The organism is Aliihoeflea aestuarii, from assembly GCF_024105665.1.
GTDB classification, from domain to species: domain Bacteria; phylum Pseudomonadota; class Alphaproteobacteria; order Rhizobiales; family Rhizobiaceae; genus Aliihoeflea; species Aliihoeflea aestuarii.
Window position 1 is genome coordinate 134136 of record NZ_JAAAMK010000009.1, and the last position, 22079, is coordinate 156214.

The following is a 22079-nucleotide window of genomic DNA, read 5'->3' on the forward strand; positions in this document are numbered from 1 at the left end:
TCGGCGACGAGAGTGGCAATAGCGGCCGTTTGTAACAGTTAGATGACAGTTCGATGTCAGTCCGGCGAAGACGCGCGAAACGACGACAAGAACGCGGACCTGTCCCGCCTATTCGGCTTCGGAACTGCGATTTCCCGATCGGTCGCCAAGCCACGCCTCGATTTTCTCGGCGAGCATTCTGGGGCTGATCGGCTTGGCCAGATAGTCGTCCATGCCCGCCTCCAGGCATCGGTCGCGATCACCCTTGAGGGCATGCGCCGTGACGCCGATGATCGGAACGGGCATATCCGGATCGTCCGCCTCGCGAATGTGCCGTGTCGCTTCCAGTCCGTCCATGACCGGCATCGACACGTCCATCACGATCAGTCGCGCGCCGCCGTTTCGATAGCGGTCCAGCGCCAGCTTCCCGTTCTCGACGATTTCGAAGGTGAGCCCGATCTCCTCGAGTATCTGCCGGAAGACGAGCTGGTTGACCTCGTTGTCCTCCGCAACGAGCACGTCGATATATCGCACCTGCCTGCGAGGTTCGGGCGCGGCTTCGCATTGCTGCACCTTTTTCGCAGGCTTGGCGGCGCGCAGCGGAACCACCACGCCGGCCGCCTCGGCACGGCGTCGCTGGATCGTGTCGACGAGTGTCTTGAGCAGCACCGCAGAACGGGCCGGTTTGATGAGCTGTGCTTCGATGCCGAGTTCCCGGCCCGGCGCGCCGGTCACCGCCTGGTCGACCGAACTCAGGAGAAGAATCGGCGTCTTCGCGATTTCCGCCGTCCGACGGATGATGCGCGCGGCATCGACGCCGGTCATTTCGGGCATCTGGTAATCGAGGATGACGCAATCGACGGCGATGCCTCGCCTTGCCGCTTCTGTCAGAACGGCGATGCCTTCGGCCGCGTTCTGCGCCGCACAGGCATCGAAATCCCAGCCCTGCATCTGTTCGAGCAGGATTTCACGGTTGATCGGATTGTCGTCGATGACGAGGATACGCGCCCCGCGCACGTCGAGCGCGGGCGATCGCTGGGCGGCCTGTTCGTCGGCATGGGGCAGGTCGACCGAGAACCAGAACCGCGATCCCTTGTCGATCTCGCTTTCGACGTCGATGCGCCCGCCCATCAGCCCGACGAGCCGCGAGGAGATCGCAAGGCCAAGGCCCGTGCCCTCGTGGCGACGGGTCGACGACGCATCCACCTGGCTGAACTTTTCGAAGACGAGCCCGAGTTTGTCGGCCGGAATGCCCATGCCGGTATCCGTCACCGAAATGGTGAGCCGCGTGCCGGTCTGCGACGCGACCCCGTCGACATCGACGAGAACGTGACCTCTTTCGGTGAACTTGACCGCATTGCCCATCAAATTGGTGACGATCTGCCGAATGCGTCCGCCGTCGCCGACGAAGCGACGCTTCAGGCCCGGCGCGAAGCGGACGATCATTTCCAGATCCTTTTCCTTGGCGCGCGTGGAGACGAGCGTGGCCACGTCTTCGATCGCTTCGGCAAGGTCGAAGGGCGCCGGGTCCAGCACGAGCTGGCCCGCGTCGATCTTGGAGAAATCCAGGATGTCGTTGATGATCGTCAAAAGCGCGTTGCCGGATTTGACGATGATGTCGGCAAACGTCTTCTGCTTGGTGTCGAGATCGGTCTTCCACAAGAGCTCGGCCATGCCGAGCACGCCGTTCATGGGCGTGCGGATTTCGTGGCTCATATTGGCGAGGAATTCGGATTTCGCGCGGTCGGCGAGTTCGGCCCTTCGCTGAGCCTCGACCATTTCCGCTTCGCGCCGCTTCATCACGGTGATATCGAAATAGGAAACCAGCCGCCTGCCGTCGGAAAGCGGCGTCACCGAATAGATCATCGTGCAGCCGTCGGCGCGCGTGAACTCGCTCGGCGGCACGTCGCCGTCCGCTATGCGCCCGAGCCGCTCGGCGACATAGCGTTCCCAGTCCGCGTCACCGACATCGTAGATGCCCTTTTGTCGGCTGACCTCCATCATCTGGCGGGCATGAACGCCGACCGGAATGTCGCTCGGATCGACCCGCCAGATACGATAGTAAGCTTCGTTGATGATCTCGGTGTTGAGGTCGCGGTCGAGCACGACCACGCCGAGATCCATCGTGTCGAGCGTGCGCTTGAGGTCTTCGTAAAGCCCTTCGGCACGGTCGCGCGTCACCGCCAGTTCGCGCTCGCGCGCCCTCGCCTCGGTGACATCGGTGCAGATGATGAGGCTGCCGGCCCCGTCGATATGGATTTCACGGTGGATGACATGCCGGCCGTCCCTGAAGGCGAGCGGCATTTCGAAGCTGGGTCCGTGGCTCCTGTCGACGATCTTGCGTTTCAAACGGGCCGGATCGATACCGCCCGTTTCCCAGACGTCGCGATCGATGGCAGCGTCGATGAGTTTATCGAACAGGACACCGGGGCGCATCAATTCGGCCACGGGGGCGTACATCGCCAGCATGGCATCGTTGAAATCGACGAGACGACCATCCGGACCGCAATAGCAATAGGCGTCGTTGACGGCACTGCGTCCGGCTGTTCGGCGCCCCGCGCCGCCCACGACCTGAACGCTGCGTGCTGCGGCATTCGCCAGAATTGCATTCATTTCCACGATCAAGTCCCCCGCGACCCGATGGATGAACGCGACACTGCCCGACGCATACTTAACGATGCGCTAAAGAAATGAATATGTGTTGTATTTTGTGAATGCAGCCGCTGAACGCGACAACCGGTCTTCGGCTGTCGGGTCGCTTTCGGGCGCGGGTCGACTGGAGGGTCAGAATTCCTTTGCGAGCGAAACCTTGAAGAACCGTCCGGGCTCGGAGAAGTAAGCCTGGTTCGCAGTCGTTATGCCGGTAGTCGAGCGCAGATTGATGGCGTCGTAATATTCCTTGTCGAACAGATTGTAGACGCCGCCGCGAATGGTGAAGCCGTCGAGCTGTTCCGGCTTCCACCAGGCGGTCACATCCACGATGCCGTAGCCGGGTGCTTTGAACGTCGCGTCGGAATTGTCGGAAACGCCGCTGACACCGATGAAGGTCAGGTCCGTTCCCCAGGTCTGCGCCGCATATCCCACCGTAGCGACGCCCTTGAACGGTGCGACCGAGCCGAGATACGCCCCCGTTTCGAGGTTTTCGCCGCGTGCGAAAGCGAGCGAGCCCATGATGTGGAAGCCGTTATCGAACCTTTTGTGAACCGCCGCCTCGATACCGGAAATCCGCACGCGATCGAGATTCTGGAACTCCGTGATCCCGAACGGATAGACGGCCGGATTTTGATCGTCTGCCGACACAGCCTCGATGAAATTGCGATAGCGATTGTGGAACAGGCTGGCCCTGACGCCGAAATCCTCGTCGCCATAGCGCACGCCGATCTCGATGCCCTGGCTGGTCTCGGAGACGAGTTCGTCATTGCCGCGGCGCAGATAGGTGCCCGGTCCGCCGAATGTCGAGTAGAGTTCGCCCGAGGTCGGTGCTCGGAAGCCCATGGCCCACTGGCCGTAGAGCTCGATGGTGTCGGACGGGCGATAGGCAAGCCCCAGCTTGGGCGAGACAGCCGTATCGCTGAAGCTGTTCGGCAGGCCGGGCCTCGTCGGATTGCGCGCGAATTCCGGGGTCATCTTCGGATCGCGCTCGACCCAGTCGAAACGGGCGCCCGGCGTGATGAAGAAGCCGGTTTGACCGATGCCGATCTCGTTATCCACGAAGAAGCCGACCTTCCGGCTGTCCACTTCCGGCTCGTCGGCCTGATTGGTGTGCAGGTTCGAGCAGGTGCGCTCATAGAAGACCGAGCAATTGTCGCCGCCTGCCGTGTATTGTTGCGAGGATGACCCGGACAGATCGAGCCCCATCGTCAGGCGATGGCTGAAATCGCCGATAGTGAACGTGCGTTCGCCCGAGCCGATGAAACCGATTGTCGTCTCGTCATAGGTATTGTCGCGCCAGATGGGACCCCGCACGGTTGACGAACGAATACCCTCATAGCCGCTGCCGCGCTGCTGATCGATCCAGTAAAGCGACGCGGCGGCGAAATCGACGAAGCCGCCACCATCGTATCTGTAGTCGAGAGACACGCGATCGCGCGCGCCGCTTTCGAACGACGCGTAATTGCCCGGCAGGTAATTGCCTCCCACCGTTTGCATGCGCCGATCGTCCACATCGCGGTCGCGGCGAAAGCGCTCTGCCGTCAGACCGACCGTGTGCCCGCCTTCCAGATCGTGGCGTAGCTTGAAGAGCAGATTGTGCTGGTCGTAGTCGGCCGGGTTCGGCAAGGTACGGGTCGGGCCGTAAGCGTCGAGCGAGCCCATACTCTCCCGTTCGTTGCCGCGCCTGTAGGCGCCCTGCAAAAGAACCGAGGTGTTGCCGGCGCGCGCCGCAACGGCAGCGCTCGGCGTGAAGCTGTCGTCAGATCCGTCATAGACAAGACCCGTCACGCCTCCCCATGTGCGCCCGTCACGGATCAAATCGTCGGGTTCGAGTGTGCGCAGGCCGAGGACGCCGCCAAGCGCGCCGGGTCCCGCGCGGCTTGAATCGGAACCGCGCACGATGTCGATCCCGGCAAGCGAAGAGAATTCGAACAGGTCGACGCCGCCCGAGGAGCCGCGTGTCGTATCGTTGAGATACGGCACCGGAATGCCGTCGATCGTGGTGAGAACGCGCGGGCCTTCGAGGCCGCGAATATTTATGGCGCCCGTGTTCCGGTTGAAGTTGACGCCCGGCTCGAGGCTGCGGCCGAGATCCTCGATCGACGTGATCTGGCGTTCGGAAAGTTCCTCGCGCGTCGCCGTGGACGCCAGCGGCGTATCCGCGACCGCACCGGGAGCGGAGGCCGTCTGCCCGCCATGCACGATGATCTCGCGCAGCGTGTAATATCCCTCCTCCGTCTCGTCGGCGCTGGGTGTGGTCTGCGCGAACGCTACCGAAGTGAGAACGGTCGAAAGGCCAAGAATAGCGGCAAGGTTGCGACGCGACGCCATGTAACTCTCTCAAAAATAGATGTTTCGAGGGTTGGCTGCCGGCGGAATCGCGGTGGCTAAGTGGCGTCAGACCCCCCTTGGATCGTGCGCCCCGATAAGGCCATAATTTAATAGGAGTAAAACAGTCAAGTTAAAAAGTGATCTTCGGTACGGCAAGCGCGCCGAAGCGGGGAATCTCCGCCTCCACCGGAGACAGGCTCACCTCTGGAAAAGTGGCTTTCGACGAATGCGCTGCGCGCGACATCCCCGAAATGAGATAACCGCGCGCCTCCTGCACGACCGGCATATTGCACGGCAAAGCACGATCAAGTGATGCCGATTGGCCAGCCGGAGTCAGCCTGATCGGAAAAGCGTGCCTGGCGATCCAATATTTTCATGTCCTATTGACATAACAATATGATGTTGCTTTCTCTATGCCCACTGTTTTGCATGCGGGAGGAAAAACTCATGCTTGATTTCAGTTCAGGCGCACTGCGCCTTCTACGGGCCGCAGCAGTGGCGCTCGTCACCCTTGGCGTTTCGGCGACGACAGCGTCCGCGCAGGACTGGCCGACGCGGCCCCTCACCTTCGTCGTGCCCTTCGACGCCGGCGGCAGTGCCGACCGAATGGCGCGCGGCGTGGCCGATCACATGTCACCCCGGCTCGGCGTTCCGATTCAGGTCGTCAACCGGCCGGGCGGCGCGGGCGCGCTCGGCGCGACATGGTTCATGCAGCAGCCGGACGACGGCAGCCACGTCATGTTCATGCAGGCGACGCCTTATCTCGCCAGCGCGATCCTCGTCAGCGGCGCGCCGGTGCAGTGGACCGACTTCCAGCTGATGAACGCGCAATGGAACGATTACGGAATCATCGCTGTCCATCGCGACAGCCCTTATGAGACGCTTGCCGACCTCGTCGAGGCGCTTCGCACCCCCGGTGCGGTTTCGTCCGGCATCATCGTGGGCAATGGCGGGCATCTTCAGACGCTGATCCTCAATGACGCGCTCGGCATCCCCAACGAGAATATCCGCTTCGTCACCTACAGTGGCGGTGGCCCGCTTCGCACGGCACTCGCCGGCAATCAGGTCGACTTCGAGATTCTGGCCGCCGAAGCGGCCGAACCCATCCGCGACCGTATCCGTGTCCTTGCCGTCGTCAACGACGAAGACGTGGACGATTGGGGCGCGCCGCCGCTCAACGAGGCGCTCGCCGAGATGGACGTGGAACCGGTCGCCTTGATGGGCGGAAACATCACCGGCCCGATCGTTCACGCGTCGCTGCCGCAAAGCAATCCGCAAAACTATGAAATCCTGCTCGACGCCTATCGCGAGACGATCGAGAGCGAGGAATTCCAGGAGTGGGCACGCCAGGCGCGTATGGGCGCCGACTGGGTCGGTCCGCAGGACAGCCAGGCACTGATCGACGAAGCATACGAGAATGTCTCGCGTTACGCCGATCAGGTGAAATAGGATCATGTCGCGCGTGATCGAAGACAAGGCGGCTGATGCCGTAAAGCCGGTCAGGCCAATCGGCGCGACTATCTTCATGGCGGTGCTCGCGCTGGCGATGATCGGCTATGCGGTCAGCGTCGTCGTTGCCGCCCGCGGTGCGACGGACTGGATGATGGTCGCGCCGGTGGCGGCCGTCGGCGTCCTGGCGCTGGGTTTTGCAGTTATGGAGGACTGGCGGGAAGCGTTCGCCCGCGCCGCTGCGGGCGTCGCAGCCAAGCGCGAGGGATGGAAGTCTTCGCTTCCCGCATTGGGCTTCATGGCCCTTCTGGTGGCCTATGTCGCTGCAACCCCGTTCGTCGGTTTCGATCTTGCCACTATGGTCTTCGTCGTCGCATCCCTGATCCTTCAGGGTGAACGTCGTCCTCTGGTCGTGGCGGGCATAGGCATCGCGGCGTCACTGGCGATCGTGTGGCTGTTCGTGCACGTCTTCGCCATCGCGCTGCCCACCTTGTTCCTGTAAAAAAGGTGCCGACATGATCGACATGAGCGCTGCAAATGACGGCATCTCGCTGCTGTTCGGCGATGCCCAGGCCTGGATCGTCGTTCCGATCGGCATTCTGATCGGCCTGGTCTTCGGAGCCATTCCCGGTATCTCGATTTCGGTGGCAATGGCCATTTTCCTGCCGGCCACCCTTTACATGGATTTTCTGCCGGCGATCCTGTTCCTGACGGCGATCTTTACCGGCGGCGGTTTCGGCGGCGCCATCCCCGCCATCCTGATGAACATTCCCGGCACCTCCTCGGCGGTCGCCACTGCGTTCGACGGCTATCCGATGGCCCAGCAGGGACGCCACAGCGAGGCGCTCGGCATCGGCCTTGCCGCCTCGGTGATAGGGACTTTCCTGGGCTATATCGCGCTCTTTCTCATCGTTGAGTTCGTCGCAGAATGGGTACTGCGCCTCGGCCCTACGGAAATGTTCGTCGTTGCGCTGTGGGGCCTCACGCTCATCGCGCTTCTCAACACCGGCAGCTTCGCCAAGGGCATCGTGGCCGGGATGATCGGCATTCTCATCGCCACGATCGGCTACAGCGATGCGGGCCAGATGCGCGGAACGTTCGGCTCGATGTATCTCCTTGACGGCATTCCGGCCATTCCCGCGCTGATCGGTCTTTTCGCGGCATCCGAACTCTTCAATCTGATCGGGCGGGACTATCTCGTCCGCGACGAGTCGCTGCGCACCGTCAGCATGGCCAAGATCGTCGGCGGCATGAAGGACGCGGTGCGCCGCCCACTCGAGATATTCAGGAGCAGCGCGATCGGCGTCGGCATCGGCCTCGTGCCGGGCGTCGGCGCGAGCATCGCAAACCTTGCCGCTTACGGCGTCGCCAAACGCGCAGCCAAGGACCCCGCCTCGTACGGAGCCGGAAATCCGGGCGGCGTGATCGCGTCGGAAGGGGCGAATTCCAGTTCCGAAGGCGCATCGATGGTTTCGCTTCTGGCACTCGGGATTCCCGGCGGGGCAGGCACGGCCGTTCTCCTCGGCGCCTTCGCCATGCACAATGTGACCGGCGGCCCGCGCTTCATTTCCGAGAACAAGGACATCGTCTACGCTCTGATCTTCGGCAACATGGTGCAGGCGGTGCTTTTGCTGTTCATCGGCGTGGTGTTCGTGCGCTTCGCCGGCGTCATCGTGAAGGTGCCGCTGCGCATCCTCGCGCCGCTGGTCATGGTCATGTCGGTGCTGGGAGCCTACGCGCTGACCGGCAACATGGTCGGACCGGTCACGGTCGTCGTGGCGGGTATCCTGGGCTGGTTCATGCGCCGCTACGGTTTTCCGGTGGCCGCCACGGTCGTCGGCCTTTTGGTTGGCGGCATGGCCGAGGGCGAACTCGTTCGCAGCTATCAGGTCAGCGGCGGCGATCTGAGCTTCGTCGCCGGGCGCCCGATCACGCTCCTGCTCATCGCGCTGCTGGTCCTGTCGTTGATGCCGCGCCTGATCGTCAATCTTCGCCAGCGCGGCAAACCTGCGGCAAGCACGGGAGACGCCTCATGACCACCGGCCAGCCGAGAACCCTGTTCGCCAAGGTCTGGGATGCGCACGTCATCGGGACGGACGGCGATCAGAACCTGTTGTGGATCGACCGGCATTTCGTCCATGAAGGCTCGTTCCATGCCTTCGGCAAGCTGAAGGAGAGCGGGCGGCCGGTGCGTCACCCGGAACTCACCTTCGGCGTGGCGGACCATTACGTGCCGAGCGATCACTCCGCGCCGCCGAAGGACACGGAGGTCGCGAACATGATCGACCTTTTGACCCGCAACACGACCGCGCACGGGATCGACATCTTCGCCATGGGGGATTCCCGTCAGGGCATCGTCCATGTCGCCGCACCCGAGCAAGGGCTTTCCCTGCCGGGCCTCACCATCGTGTGCGGGGATTCGCATACGGCCACGCATGGAGCATTCGGCGCGTTCGCCTTCGGCATCGGCGCGTCGGAAGTGGCACATGTCCTCGCGACGCAGACGCTCTGGCAAAAGCGCCCCAAAATCATGCGCATCACCGTCGATGGCGTCCTCGGCGAGATGACGAGCGCCAAGGATCTCGCGCTCTACATCATCAGCCGCATCGGCACAGGCGGCGCGACCGGCCATGTCGTCGAGTATGACGGCAGCGCGATCCGCGCCCTGTCGATGGAAGGGCGCATGACCTTGTGCAACATGACGATCGAAGCCGGCGCGCGCGCCGGCATGGTCGCGCCGGACGAGACGACCGTCGCATGGCTCGAGGGTCGCCCGCTCGCGCCCAAGGGCGCGGACCTCGATGCGGCCAAAGCTTTCTGGGCGAAATTGCGCACGGATGCCGGCGCTGCGTTCGACAAGGAAATGCGCTTCGACGCCGCCGATGTCGGGCCGATGGTCACCTGGGGCACCAGCCCCGAAGAAGTCGCCGGCATCGCTGCGCATGTGCCCGTCGCAGAAGATTTTCAGGCGAGCCGAGACTATATGGGGCTGGAAGCCGGGCAGGAAATCGCCGGCATAGAAGTCGACCAGGTATTTATCGGCTCGTGCACCAATTCGCGGCTTCAGGATCTGCGCGAAGCCGCATCGGTTCTGAAGCTCGGCAAGGTCGCGGTTCCCACGATGATCGTTCCCGGTTCGGCCGCCGTGAAGAAAATGGCCGAAGCGGAAGGCCTCAACCGGATTTTCCGCGACGCGGGAGCGCAGTGGCGCGACAGCGGATGCTCGATGTGCGTTGCGATGAACGGCGATGCCGTCGCGCCCGGAAAAAGATGCGCGTCCACCTCGAACCGCAATTTTCCCGGCCGTCAGGGACGCGGCGCGCGCACGCATCTGATGAGCCCCGCAATGGCGGCGGCGGCGGCGCTGACGGGACGCATAGTCGACGTTCGCACGATTAGCGCGAAACCGGACACGGGAGCAGGACAATGAAGCCCTTCGTCGCTCATGAAGGACAGGCGGTCGTCCTTCCGGTCGCCAATGTCGACACCGACCAGATCATCCCGGCGCGCTTCCTGCGCAAGCCGCGCTCGGCCGGGTACGGCAACTTTCTTCTGCACGATCTGCGCTTCGACGCGAACGGGCGGAGCGTCGCCGACTTTCCTCTGAACCGAGCCGAAGCCCCCTCCTTCCTGATCGCCGGTTCGAATTTCGGCTGCGGGTCTTCGCGCGAAGGCGCGGTCTACGCCCTCGTCGACTACGGTTTTCGCGCCGTCATCGCGCCGCGCATCGCAGACATCTTCCGCAACAATTCGGTGCGCAACGGCCTCGTCCCGATCGAACTGCCCGACGATGAGTACGACCGTCTTGCGCAAGCCGTCGAGGCCGACCCGGCGCGTGAGATGAAAGTCGATCTTCAAACATGCACCCTCTCGCATCCCGCGCTTGCGCCGATCTCCTTCGTGATCGACGAAGGCTCGCGCAAGAGATTGTTGAAGGGGCTGGACGACATCGCCGAAACGGCCGAGCGCTTCGGTGCGATCGAGGATTTCGCCGCTTCCTACCGCAAAGACCGGCCGTGGACATGGCCGGCGTCGCCGGACAAGGAGGCGCGTTGAGCTCGCCGCGCATCGATGGTGATGCCGCCGGACGGCGCAAGGACCCGTGGCCCAAGCATCATCAGGTCTACCTCGTCCTGCGGCAGGAAATCGAGGAGGGAACCTTCGCGCCGGACGAGCCGCTGCCCAACGAGTTCGAACTGGCGGACCAGTTCGCCGTCTCGCGCATCACGGTCCGAAAGGCGATGGAGCGGCTCGATCGCGAAGGCTGGGTGGAGCGGCATCGCGGACGCGGAACCTTCGCGCGTCGGCCCTCCGGGCCCTCACCTGTCGAGGCGTCCGTTTCCGGCACGATCGAAAACCTGATCGCGATGGGACTGCGCACGGATGTTGACGTCCTGTCGCTGGACTACGTGGCTGCTTCCGCCGAAGTCGCCGCCGCGTTGAAAATCCCGGCGGGTGACATGGTGCAGAAGGCCGTGCGCCTGCGCAGCCTGGAAGGCCGCTCCTTTTCGCATCTCGTGACCTATGTGCCCGAAAAACTCGGCCGCGCCTATGGTGCCGACGAACTTTCGCGCCTGCCGCTTCTGGTTCTTCTGGAGCAGTCGGGCGTCAAGGCCGGCTCGGCCCGCCAGAGCATATCGGCGACGCTGGCGGCACCGGAAGTGGCAGCGCTTCTCGGCGTGGAGGCTGGCTCGGCGCTTCTGGCGATCCGCCGCGTCGTCAGCGATGCCGGCGGCCGTCCGATCGAATATATCAAGGGCCTCTATCGCCCCGACACCTACGAACATCGAATGACGTTCGAGCGCGGAACGCAGGATGGCGGTCCGTTCTGGGCAGTCGACCGGCAAAGCACATCGTAAATACCAGAAAGGCGAACCTCGCGACATGACCACACTTTCCGCTTTGCTCGATTCCGACCGGAACGTCGTTCTTGCTCCGGGCGTCTACGATCCCTTCACGGCGCATCTTGCGACGGAAGCCGGGTTCGAGGTGCTGTATCTGTCGGGCGCGAGCATCGCCTATACGCGGCTCGGCCGTCCCGATATCGGGCTGGTTTCCATGTCCGAAGTCGCCGAGACCATCGCGCTGGTGCGCGACCGCACGCCCGTCCCGTTGATCGTCGACGCCGACACCGGCTACGGCAATGCCCTCAACGTGCAGCGGACCATGCGCGTTTTCGAACGGGCCGGCGCATCGGCGATCCAGCTTGAGGACCAGTCGTTTCCCAAGCGCTGCGGTCATCTTGCGGGCAAGTCGCTGGTGTCGGCCGCGGAGATGGGCGGCAAGATCCGCGCCGCCGTGGATGCACGCGCGAACCGCTCGACGCTCGTCATCGCCCGCACGGACGCGATTGCCGTCGAAGGCTTCGATGCGGCCATGGAACGCGCAAATCACTATGTCGAGGCGGGAGCCGACGTTCTGTTCATCGAAGCGCCGCGCAGCCGCGAGCAGATGGTGAAGGTCTGCGAGACCTTTTCATCGCGCATTCCGCTTCTCGCCAATATGGTGGAAGGCGGCCAGACGCCGATCGGCAGCGCCTCCGAGCTTGGAAAGATCGGCTTCAAGATCGTCATTTTCCCCGGCGGCATCGTGCGCGCGGTCGTGAAACAGGCGCAGGATTACTATGCCAGCCTCAAGACGAACGGTTCGAACCGGCCTTTCGCGGACCGCATGACGGATTTCGATGGCCTGAACGCGGCGATAGGAACGGCGGACCTTCTCTCGAAGGGGAACACCTACGAGAGCTGAAGCGCTCGGCGTGCAGAGCTGAGCGTCACTCTGCCTTCGTCAGATCGTAACGCAGGATGACGCCGCCCGTCTTGAGCGGTCGCGCTTCCAGCAGGCTCATGGTCCGGCTTTCGCCGCCCGGCTTGAACAGAGGCGTGCCGGACCCGCGCACCACCGGGGCGAGGCAGATGCGGTATTCGTCGACGAGATCGTTCGCAAGCAGCGTTTCCAGAAGATCGGCGCTGCCGAAGATATAGATGTTCCTGCCGGGCTGCTGCTTCAGCGCCCGGACCGCCTCGGCCACATCGCCCTCGATCGGATGGGCGTTGGTCCATTCGACCCGTGTCCGGCTGCGTGATGCGATGCGTTTGTCCACCGCGTTCATGAAATCTGCGATCGCGCCCGTCTCGGTGGCCCAGTACGCAGCCATGCCTTCGTATGTTCGTCGGCCGAAGATCAGGACATCCATGTCCTCGCCCTGATCGAGCGAAAAGCGCTCCAGTTCCTCGCCCCAGACCGTTTCGTGGAAATCGAGCTGCCAGGGGGCTTCACCCTCGAAATACCCGTCGAGGGTCATCACGTTCCAGGCAATCAGCTTGCGCATGATGAACTCCGAGCCTGTGATGTCTTCCTCGGTTCGGCCATTCGGCATTCCTCCCGTTGTCGCAGGACAAGCAATCCTATCCTGCGACAACGAACTGGGCCTGTCGACTGCGGTCATGCCGCTTTACGTCACCCTTGCGGCGGCAGCGGTGAAAGGTCGGTCGTTTGTCGTGCTCCCCGGTGCTGCCACCAATCCCCGAGGAAAAGAAGAATCGGAGCCGCGATGAAGATGGACGATGTGGTCGCGACCACAATGCCGAACAGCATCGGTATCGTGAAGCTCGACACGGAATGACCACCCCATATCGTCATCGGCAGAATCGCCAGGAAGGTCGTCATCGAGGTGAAGATGCAGCGCGACAGCGTCTGGTTGATCGACATGTCGATGATCTCGCGCAGGCTGCGCCTGCGATTGAGGCGCAGATTCTCGCGCATCCGGTCGTAGACGACGACCTTGTCGTTCACCGAATAGCCGATGATGGTCAACAGGGCCGCGATGGCGGTCAGGTTGAAGTCCAAACCGAGAAGGGCGAACAGGCCGACCGTCTTGGTCGTGTCGAGGATCAGCGTGGCGATCGCGCCGATGGCGAAGTTCCATTCGAAGCGCCACCAGATGTAAGCCAGCATGCCGAGCCCGGCCAGAACCACCGCGATGATGCCCGACTGGGCAAGTTCGCCGCTGATCTTCGGCCCGACCACTTCGGTGCGGCCGATCGAGGCTGTCGGATCGACCGAGACGAGCGTCGACCTGACCTGTTCGACGGCCTCCGTCTGCGCCGCTTCGCCGCCCTGCTGCGGCTGAAGACGGATGAGCAGCCCGTTGTCGCCCCCGACACGCTGAAGGCCGACCTCTCCCAGCCCCAGCCCGTCGAGCTTCTGGCGGATGAGGCCGAGGTCGTTCGGCGCGGCGGTCGTGGCTTCGACCTGAATGCCGCCGGTGAAGTCGATGCCGTAGTTCAGGCCCGGATAGATGAACAGAGCGATAGAGCCGAGCGACAGAAGGATCGACACGCCGATGCCGAAGAAACGCGCGCGCATGAAGGAAATGTTCGTGCTTGCCGGAAGCAGCCTGACCAGCGGCTCCATCGAGATCGTCTTGATCCTGCCGATACGCACCCGCTCCATCATCAGCAGGCGTACAATGGTGACCGCCGTGAACATGGAGATCATGATGCCGAGCATCATCGTGATCGCGAAGCCGCGGATCGGTCCGGACCCGAAATAGAAAAGCAGCACCATGGCGATGATCGTCGTCACATTCGCATCGACGATGGTGCTGTAGGCTTGCCTGAAGCCCCGGTCGATCGCAGCAATCGCGCTGACGCCTTTCTTCGCCTCCTCGCGAATGCGTTCGTTGACGAGCACATTCGCATCGACCGCGATGCCGATACCGAGAATGATGCCGGCAATGCCGGGCAGCGTCAGCGTCGCGCCGATCAGAGTCAGCGCGGCGAACGTCAGGATCAGGTTCAAAAGCAGCGCCGCATTGGCGATCATGCCCCAGCTTCCGTAGAGCAGGACCATGAATGCCATCACGGCCGCAAGCCCGCCGACTCCGGCATAGATTCCCATGTGAATGACGTCGGCGCCGAGGTCCGGCCCGACCGTTCGTTCCTCGATGACGGTCAGCGGGGCCGGCAGCGAGCCGGAACGTAAAAGGGCCGACAGGGTAACTGTTTCATCGACGGAGAAATTGCCGCTGATCTGCCCGGCACCGCCCATGATCGGCTCACGGATGACCGGCGCGCTCAACACCTTGCCGTCGAGCACGATCGCGAACGGCTCGCCGACATGCGCGCTGGTGATCTGTCCGAAATCGCGCGCGCCCGTGCCGTCGAAGCGGAAATCCACGATCGGCGCTTTCGTACGCTGGTCGAAAGAGGCGTGTGCGTCTTTCAGATGACTGCCGTCGACGGCGATACGGTCTTCCACGACATAGGTCTGGTCGCTATCGGCGGCGGTCAGGATGCTCGCGCCGGCAGGTGCTTTTCCTTGCGCGGTCGCGGGCACGACGAGATGAAACGACATCTTCGCCGTGCTGCCCAGAAGGCTGCGCAGGCGCGTCGGGTCCTGGAGGCCCGGCAACTGGACCAGGATCCGGTCCGCACCGACCCGCTGAACGCTCGATTCGGCGACGCCGACTTCGTCGATGCGGCGGCGCACGATTTCGAGGCTCTGCACGATGGCTTGATCGACCCGCGACCGCATGCCCGCATCGCTGGGTGAGACGGTCACGCCCTGCCCATCCTGCGTGATCGTCAAGGTGGCGGAACCGGGACGATAGCCGATCCCGCTGAGAGGCTCGCTCATCTGTGCAAGGTCGGTTGCGCCCGACGCTGCGGCTGCATCGTCGGCGAACCGCGCCGTGACGCCCTCGGCGGTCGTGGTGATCGCTTCAGGCTTCAGGCCGCTGGCGGCAAGCGTGTCGCCCGCCTCTTTCGCCAGTTGCTGGACCCAGTCGGCCTTCATTGCGCGCTGGTCGACTTCCAGCGTCAGTTGTGACCCGCCTTGCAGGTCGAGACCAAGATTGACCTGGGAATGCGGAAGCCAGGACGGGAACCGGTCGAGTACCGAATGCGGCAGCACGTCGGGCAAGGCCACGGCAAAGCCGAGCAGGATGACGAGCGCGTAGAACGCCTTCGTCCATTTGGAGGTTTTCATGAAAAGTTGTCCGTATGGCCGCCGAAGCGGCGACAGTCTCAGGCAGGCTCGCGCCCGCCGCGATCAGGCGCGGACAGAGACTGGAGGTGCGCGCGGGCGTGCGCGGATCGCCGCAGGAAAGGCCGTGGCTGCGTATTCGAAGCCGACAGGCGCGGTGCCTGCCTTGGACAGGACCAGTTGAACGAGTTCTGGAAGAAGCGCCGCGTTACCGTCACCGCCACCTGGCGAGGATGTTGAGGCAGACGTCTCAACGACGCTTGCCACGACCGCGAGCGCCTTGAACGAATGGCCCGCGCCATCGACCTGCTGGACGGATTTTTGAAACTGCGCGGCAGGTGAAGACCAGGCCAACCCGACGCACAGAACCGCGAACGCAGCGATCAGGGCTGCGGACAGGCGATCCATGGTCAAATGCCGGTGCATGGCGCTCGGAGGGATACTCTTTTGCCGCCAGACACAAATCTGGCCGTTCAGTTCGCTTTTGTGTGCGCTCCAAACCACCTGAAATCAAGAGCCGCCACCATTACATATCGTCAATGTGACGTTGCGAACCCGGTATTTGGCATAAACCTTCCAAGCCTCGCACGAGTTCGCTAAGCTATCTCGCAGATACTCCCGGCGCTGGCTGAAACGACCGAAAAATACGGATCGCGAACCGGATATGACCGCAATTCGAGCGCGAGTTGGAGACCGGCACGATCGACGGCGATGTTCTGGGCATCGTGCTCTCGATGGAAAGGCCCGAATTCATGGACGAGGATCTGCGCATCCGGCATCTGCGCCTTGCGGCAAGGTGCGGATAAAGCTCGGGCTCACCCGGCCCACGGCGTACCGACCAGCGGCAGCGGCTCCTGGAAAATCCAAAAGATTTCCGTTTCGCGCGCGCACCGGAAGCCCTCGAAACATGTCTCCGGCCGTCCGGCCGCCAGCCGCCGCTCGCTGCCGAGGATCAGGGTGAAGAAGCTGTCCCAGTCGACGCAGACGAAGAGCGAGCCGTCCCCGGCGAACAGCCTTCGCGGCCGAAAGTCCGGGGTGGCCTTTCCCTCGATCCATCTTCCTTCGGACGGAAAGTCATCCAGGCAGATTTGCTGTGCCGAGTCCGCGTCGAACTCGTCGGCCCAGATGATGCGATCCAGTCCCGCGGCGGTCAGGAAGCGCAGCATGGCTCTTTCCATGACGGGCTGGAACTCACCCTCGGTCGGCAGGAAAATCCGTCTTTGCGCACAATGCGCCACAAGCTTTGCGGCACCTTCCGGATCGGCGAATTCGGGACGCAGCGCGCGTATATGCGTGCGCAGCGCCCGGTTCAACGCCAGGTGATCGGTAAAACCGACCGCCTCGCCCATCTGGCGCCATCCGACCGGCCGACCCCGAATTTTGGCCGCATGATCGACCTGATCGGCGTCGATCACCATGTTCTTTCGCTCACCGGCGCGGTGCTCGTCCGCCCATGCCACGATGTCTACCCCGTCGGGAATCTCGGATCGTTCGACGATGTGCGTCCCATGCTCGCATTGCGCGGGATCGAGACCGTCGATCGTGACGAACGGATGCAGCGCGACGAAGCCGCGATCATAGGCACCGCCATAGAAGGGCAGGATCGGCGTATCCGCCATTGGCATACGGAACATCCCCTGCTCCGCCAGCGCCGCTATGTTCATCGGGTCCTCTATCGGCATAAAGCCGCCCGGCATCGAGAACGCTCAACTCTGCTCATAGATCACCCAGGCCCGATCGAAGCGGCGCGCCGCCAGATCCTCGTCGCGCAGAAGGAAGTTCACGGAGCCGGGCAACATGTTGCCGATCGCCTCATCGGGCCGAGTTGGAAGATCAGGCGCCATGCTCCGGCATCCGCAAGCAGGGCCTTCGCCTTCTTTCCCCTGTAGGCTTTGGATAAGCCGGCATCGATACCGTTTGCGGCAAGCTGGGCCGTGCTTTGCATGCCCTGCTGGATCGCGCGCGGCCAGCCCCCGACCTGATGGCGGTCCCGCTCGGGCTCCCCCGGCCAGCCGACCTCATCCATCAGCCAGGTGTCATATTTCTCCTTATGCCGGCCGTGCATGCGAGCCTCACTCGTGGCAAGGCTTTCCATCAGCATCGAGGTGATCGCCTCGCGCATAGCCAAAGTTGCCGGTTTGAGCATCGCGCCGCGCGCATCGGCGATCTTCGCCAGTTGCTTGGGAAGATCGGCGCGCACGAGTGCATCTTCGGGCGAGGTATCGTGAATGACCCGGAAGGCTGGGCGGGATGCCGGATCGTATGACGCCGGAAGGCAAAGCAGATCGTAGAACAGGTAGAGCCGACCTTCATCGGGCAATGCGGGATCGAAGCCGGCAAGCCGCGACAAGGAGGCAAGGTCGAAATGGGCGATGTTGTCGCGCTCCAGTTCCTGAAGCGTCACCTGCGTCCAGTCGTCGACGATGTCATTCGCGGTCATCGCGCGATATTGCTCGTCGGTGATCGGGCTGCCGTCCGGATTCTTGCGCCAGCAGTCGATATATTCCGCATGACCGATGCTGGTGCCGTCGCCCAGCACGACGCCGGCGAAAGCAGAGCGGATCCCATTCTCGACGTCGCGCCTCGCGGCAGGAATATCCGCCTGCAAATGACCTCTCCATCATCCTCGACGCCTGAACCTAACCCGGCCAGCCGCTCGCCGAAAACCCGACGGGTTCGAAAATCAATGCGAGGCGGCCGCGTGAATCTGTAGGCGCACCCTGCGTCACAATTCGTCCGCGAAGCGGTATCCGACGCCCGGTTCGGTGCGGATGATCGCCGGCCGAGCGGGGTCGCGCTCGATCTTCTGGCGGAGCTGGCCGATGAAAACGCGCAGATAGTGCAGATCGTCGCCATGGGCCGGCCCCCATATGGAGGTGAGCAGCGTGCGGTGCGTGACGACGCGCCCTGCATGGCGGGCGAGCAGGACGAGAAGATCGTATTCCTTGGGCGTCAGCCTGACCGGTTCTCCGTCGCGCGCGACGAGACGGCGCAGCGTGTCGATCTCGAGGCCATCGACGCAGACGCGCTCCGTTTGCGCATCGGCGCGCAGCCGGTGACGCAGCGCCGTGCGGATGCGGGCCGTCAGTTCGCCGATGCCGAAAGGCTTTTCGATATAGTCGTCGGCGCCCAGATCGAGCGCGGCGACCTTCTCGCTCTCGCGGTCCCGCGCGGACAGGATGATGATCGGAACCGTACTCCAGCCGCGCAGCTTGGCGACGACATCCTTTCCGTCCATGTCCGGCAGGCCGAGATCGAGGATGATTACGTCGGGGGCAGCCGTCGCTGCCGCTTTCACCGCTTCCGCACCGGTCCGGGCCTCGATCACGTCGTAACCTGCGGCCGTCAAAGCGGGCCGCAGGAAACGCTGAATCTGCGGTTCGTCATCGACGACGAGAATGCGATCCGCGCTCATTGCGGTGCCGCCTCCTTGCCGTTCTCGGGTATCGGGAAGCGCAGCATCATCCTTGTGCCCTTGCGGCGAAAGGCCGGGCTTTCGGCCCTGATCGTGCCGCCCATCGCCTCGACGAAACCTCTGGCGATCGACAGGCCGAGACCCGTGCCGGGAGCCCGGCCGTCCGGTTTGCCGCGCCGGAAGAACTTCCCGAAAACGGCGTCGAGATCGTTGGCCGGGATGCCCCGCCCCATATCCGTGACGCAGATGACGATCTCCCTTTCATCCGTGCGGATGTCGATCCGCACGGGCTCGCCGGCGGCATATTTGGCCGCATTGTCCAGGAGATTGAACAGAACCTGGCCGAGCAACACGCTGTCTCCCCGCATGAGGGGAAGTTCGGGCGCGGCACTGGTCTCGACCGCGAGTTCCGGGAAATATCGCGCGCAGCGCTCGACGGCGGCCCGGACCACGTCCCCGACATCGATCCAGTCCTTGCGGGCGTCGAGCGTGCCCGCTTCGATGCGGGTCATGTCGAGAAGGTTTGCGACGAAGCGGCTGAGGCGCGCGCTTTCCTCCTCGATGGTGGCCAGAAGATCGTTGCGACTTTCCGGCCCCATCCGGTCGCCAAGCTGGCGAAGGCTGGTGACGGCGCCGGTGATCGTGGAAAGCGGCGTCCTGAGATCATGCGATATCGAGGACAAAAGGGCTGCCCTGAGATTGTCGCTCTGAAGCTTCGCGGCCTGGGCGATGCTCTCCTCGGCGAGCCGCGCACGGTCGATGGCGATGGCCGTCTGGTCCATGACGGCGTAAAGGATCCGTTCGGAGACGCCGTCCACGGACCGGCCGTCCCATTTCAGTCCGCACACGCCCAAGACCCCTTGAGGGCTTGTCATCGGCCTGAACTGGTAGCCGCTCGCCGGAAGGGTTCCCGTATCGCTTCCGGCCGTTTCCTTTCGCTCGAACGCCCAGCGGGCGGCGGTCATGTCGGTGACGTCAAGGTCCGCGTCGGGCGGCCAGGCGGAGGCGAGAACGAGCTCCCCATCCTGCGGCATCAAGATGACGGCAGCTTTGCCGAAGGTCTCGTGAAGCTGGGAGACCGCCGCCCACAGCACGTTTTCCGCCTTTGCCGTTCCCGAGAGCTTCCTGGCGAAGTCGTAGAGGGACTGAACCGCCACGGCCCGCGCACGGGCGGCCCGCGCCTGCTCGCGCACCCGCGAGGCAAGTCCTCCTGCAAGCAGCGCCGCACCGATGAAGATGAAGAACGCGAAGACCTCGTGCGGCGAGGCGATCACGAAGGTCTCGAGGGGCTGAATGAAAAAGAAGTTGTAGGCGAGCCCCGAAAGGATCGCGGCGAGAAATGCAGCGACATAGCCGGCGCGGATCGCGGAGAAGACCACTGACATCAGGAAGAGCAGCGACACATTCGGCAGGTCGATCGCACGGTCGACCCCGATGGCGATCAGTGAGGCGGCCGCAACGCTGGAAAAGGCGATCATGACCGATCGCAGGTTTTCGCGACGATCGGGACGCCGAAACCTGCGCACGAAACTTGGCGGTTCCTCCTGATCACCGGTCACAAGATGAACCCCGAGACCTGCGCCGCGCGCCGCCAGTTCGTCGGCAAGAGAGGCACGCACCCATGACAGCCAGCGCGGGCGCACATGAACGCCGATGACGATCTGCGTCGCGTGCTCGCGCCGCGCCAGCTTCATGAGTTCGGAGACGAAATCGGTCGCCGCGATACGGCGCGTCTCGGCGCCGAGCCTTTCGGCGAGCTTGAAGAGCGCGTCGATACGCGCCGGCGCCGCATCGGCCGGTTCGCGATCGGCACGCTCCAGCGACACGACGATCCACGGCGCATTGAGACCGGATGCAAGACGGCTTGCGGTTCGGACGACCTTTTCGGACAAGGCATCGGGGCCGACGCACACGATCAGCCGCTCGGCCGATGCCCAGGCTCCTTCGATCGCATGCCGCTTGAGATAATCGACCATGTCGTCGTCGACATGATCCGCAGTGCGACGCAGGGCCATCTCGCGCAGCGCGGTGAGGTTGCCCGGCCGGAAGAACTGATCGATCGCCCGCTTCGCGCTTTCGGGCAGATAGACCTTGCCCTGCTTCAGGCGCTCGATCAGTTCGGCGGGCGGAAGATCGACCAGCACGACCTCGTCGGCCCTTTGAAGGACGGTATCGGGCACCCGCTCGCGCACGCGCACGCCCGTGATCTCGGCCACCACGTCGGACAGGCTTTCGAGGTGCTGAATATTGAGCGCCGTCCAGACATCGATTCCGGCGGCGAGCAATTCCTCGATGTCCTGGAAACGCTTCGGGTGGCGGGCACCTTCGGGATTGCTGGATGCCAGCTCATCCACGATGATCACATGTGGCCGGCGCGTCAGAGCGGCATCGAGGTCGAAAGCCTCGACTTGTCGCCCCCGATATTCAAGTTGCTTCCTGGGCAGCGCCTCCAGCCCGTCCAGAAGCTGCGCGGTCTCGGCGCGGCCGTGCGTTTCAGCGACCCCGACGACGATATCGACGCCGTTCGCCTGCAGTTTTCCAGCCCGCGACAGCATGGCGTAGGTCTTGCCCACGCCCGGCGCGGCCCCCAGGAAAACGGTCAACCGCCCGCGACCGTGCTGCCTGGCTTCGGCAAGAAGGACATCGGGGTCCGGTCTGTTGTCCTTTGAAGTGCCGCTGGAGGCCATGCGCCGGTCAGGTATTCAGTTCATCGAGAGCGATATTGAGATGTAGCACATTCACGCGCGGCTCGCCGATGAAACCGAAAACCCGGTCTTCTTCGAATCGGGACACGAGATCTGTTAAGTCGGCTGCATCGAGGCCGCGGGCTCGCGCCACGCGCTCGATTTGCGCACGCGCAAATTCGGGCGAGATATGCGGGTCGAGACCTGACGCGGAGGCCGTGGCCGCGTCGGCGGGAACAGTGCCCGTGACGCCGGCCGCCCTCAACCGTTCAACATCGGCGGTGACACGTTCGCGCAGCTTCGCCGAGGTCGGACCGAGATTGGAGCCGCTCGACGCGGACGCGTTGTAGGGCTCGGGCCCGGTGGCCGACGGGCGCGGCCAGAAGTATCGGTCCGAGGTGAAGCTCTGCCCGATCAGGGCGGAGCCGGCGACGGTTCCGTTTCGAACGATCTGGCTACCGCCGGCCTGTGCCGGCAGGAGAACGCCTGCCAATCCTGTGATGGCGAGGGGATAGCCCAGCCCGAGAAGCAGCGTGAAGAGCACGGTGAGGACGAGGGCGGGACGGATATGCTTGATCATG

Annotated in this window: 17 protein-coding genes and 1 pseudogene; 7 read left to right on the plus strand and 11 right to left on the minus strand. The window is 63.5% G+C overall.

Features of this window, described 5'->3' with window-relative positions:
• Window positions 1–108 precede the first annotated feature (108 nt).
• Both GTW25_RS16735 and GTW25_RS16740 read right to left on the minus strand, forming a co-directional pair.
• Window positions 109–2244: pseudogene (locus tag GTW25_RS16735) on the minus strand (response regulator); the annotation flags it as partial.
• A gap of 519 nt (window positions 2245–2763) precedes the next feature.
• On the minus strand, window positions 2764–4962 hold the full coding sequence (locus GTW25_RS16740; protein ID WP_252913353.1) for a TonB-dependent hemoglobin/transferrin/lactoferrin family receptor: 2199 nt from the start codon (window positions 4960–4962) through the stop codon (window positions 2764–2766).
• Between the two features lie 447 nt (window positions 4963–5409).
• Between GTW25_RS16740 and GTW25_RS16745 the strand changes: the two genes are divergently transcribed.
• The 7 genes from GTW25_RS16745 to GTW25_RS16775 are packed head-to-tail and all read left to right on the plus strand — an operon-like array spanning window position 5410 to window position 12159.
• Window positions 5410–6411, plus strand: a complete 1002-nt coding sequence (locus GTW25_RS16745; protein ID WP_252913354.1) for a Bug family tripartite tricarboxylate transporter substrate binding protein — start codon at window positions 5410–5412, stop codon at window positions 6409–6411.
• A 4-nt stretch (window positions 6412–6415) separates the two neighbouring features.
• Window positions 6416–6913 (plus strand): tripartite tricarboxylate transporter TctB family protein, encoded by a 498-nt coding sequence (locus GTW25_RS16750; protein WP_252913355.1) that lies wholly within the window; start codon window positions 6416–6418, stop codon window positions 6911–6913.
• A gap of 13 nt (window positions 6914–6926) precedes the next feature.
• On the plus strand, window positions 6927–8447 hold the full coding sequence (locus GTW25_RS16755) for a tripartite tricarboxylate transporter permease (RefSeq protein WP_252913356.1): 1521 nt from the start codon (window positions 6927–6929) through the stop codon (window positions 8445–8447).
• Window positions 8444–9841, plus strand: coding sequence for a 3-isopropylmalate dehydratase large subunit (leuC, locus tag GTW25_RS16760; RefSeq protein ID WP_252913357.1), 1398 nt, complete (start codon window positions 8444–8446; stop codon window positions 9839–9841). Before GTW25_RS16755 ends, leuC begins: the two co-directional genes overlap by 4 nt.
• Window positions 9838–10467, plus strand: a complete 630-nt coding sequence (leuD, locus tag GTW25_RS16765; protein ID WP_252913358.1) for a 3-isopropylmalate dehydratase small subunit — start codon at window positions 9838–9840, stop codon at window positions 10465–10467. Before leuC ends, leuD begins: the two co-directional genes overlap by 4 nt.
• Window positions 10464–11270: a GntR family transcriptional regulator gene (locus GTW25_RS16770; protein ID WP_252913359.1), complete on the plus strand. Its 807-nt coding sequence runs from the start codon at window positions 10464–10466 to the stop codon at window positions 11268–11270. Before leuD ends, GTW25_RS16770 begins: the two co-directional genes overlap by 4 nt.
• Before the next feature lie 25 nt (window positions 11271–11295).
• Entirely contained in the window at window positions 11296–12159 is an 864-nt protein-coding gene (locus GTW25_RS16775) for an isocitrate lyase/PEP mutase family protein (protein ID WP_252913360.1), read from the plus strand.
• Window positions 12160–12184: 25 nt separating this feature from the next.
• On the opposite strand, the gene GTW25_RS16780 is transcribed toward GTW25_RS16775, so the two are convergent.
• From GTW25_RS16780 to kdpC, 9 genes are all read right to left on the minus strand, one after another.
• The gene (locus tag GTW25_RS16780) at window positions 12185–12742 is read right to left on the minus strand and encodes a dihydrofolate reductase family protein (RefSeq protein ID WP_252913361.1); all 558 of its coding nucleotides are present in this window, start codon (window positions 12740–12742) and stop codon (window positions 12185–12187) included.
• A gap of 128 nt (window positions 12743–12870) precedes the next feature.
• Window positions 12871–15402 carry a protein translocase subunit SecD gene (gene secD, locus GTW25_RS16785; RefSeq protein ID WP_252913362.1) on the minus strand — a complete coding sequence of 844 codons (2532 nt, stop codon included), beginning with the start codon at window positions 15400–15402 and terminating at the stop codon, window positions 12871–12873.
• A 63-nt stretch (window positions 15403–15465) separates the two neighbouring features.
• Window positions 15466–15807 carry a hypothetical protein gene (locus GTW25_RS16790; RefSeq protein ID WP_252913363.1) on the minus strand — a complete coding sequence of 114 codons (342 nt, stop codon included), beginning with the start codon at window positions 15805–15807 and terminating at the stop codon, window positions 15466–15468.
• A gap of 407 nt (window positions 15808–16214) precedes the next feature.
• Window positions 16215–17063 carry a DUF2711 family protein gene (locus GTW25_RS16795; RefSeq protein WP_252913364.1) on the minus strand — a complete coding sequence of 283 codons (849 nt, stop codon included), beginning with the start codon at window positions 17061–17063 and terminating at the stop codon, window positions 16215–16217.
• A 42-nt stretch (window positions 17064–17105) separates the two neighbouring features.
• Window positions 17106–17198, minus strand: a complete 93-nt coding sequence (locus GTW25_RS20725; RefSeq protein WP_252913365.1) for a DUF1963 domain-containing protein — start codon at window positions 17196–17198, stop codon at window positions 17106–17108.
• Complete coding sequence (locus tag GTW25_RS16805) at window positions 17180–18007, minus strand: DUF1963 domain-containing protein (protein WP_252913366.1); 828 nt, start codon at window positions 18005–18007, stop codon at window positions 17180–17182. Before GTW25_RS16805 ends, GTW25_RS20725 begins: the two co-directional genes overlap by 19 nt.
• A gap of 117 nt (window positions 18008–18124) precedes the next feature.
• Window positions 18125–18814, minus strand: coding sequence for a response regulator (locus tag GTW25_RS16810; RefSeq protein ID WP_252913367.1), 690 nt, complete (start codon window positions 18812–18814; stop codon window positions 18125–18127).
• Window positions 18811–21501: an ATP-binding protein gene (locus GTW25_RS16815; protein ID WP_252913368.1), complete on the minus strand. Its 2691-nt coding sequence runs from the start codon at window positions 21499–21501 to the stop codon at window positions 18811–18813. The genes GTW25_RS16810 and GTW25_RS16815 overlap by 4 nt, the downstream gene beginning before the upstream one ends.
• A gap of 7 nt (window positions 21502–21508) precedes the next feature.
• Entirely contained in the window at window positions 21509–22078 is a 570-nt protein-coding gene (gene kdpC / locus GTW25_RS16820) for a potassium-transporting ATPase subunit KdpC (protein WP_252913369.1), read from the minus strand.
• Between the last annotated feature and the right edge of the window lies 1 nt (window position 22079).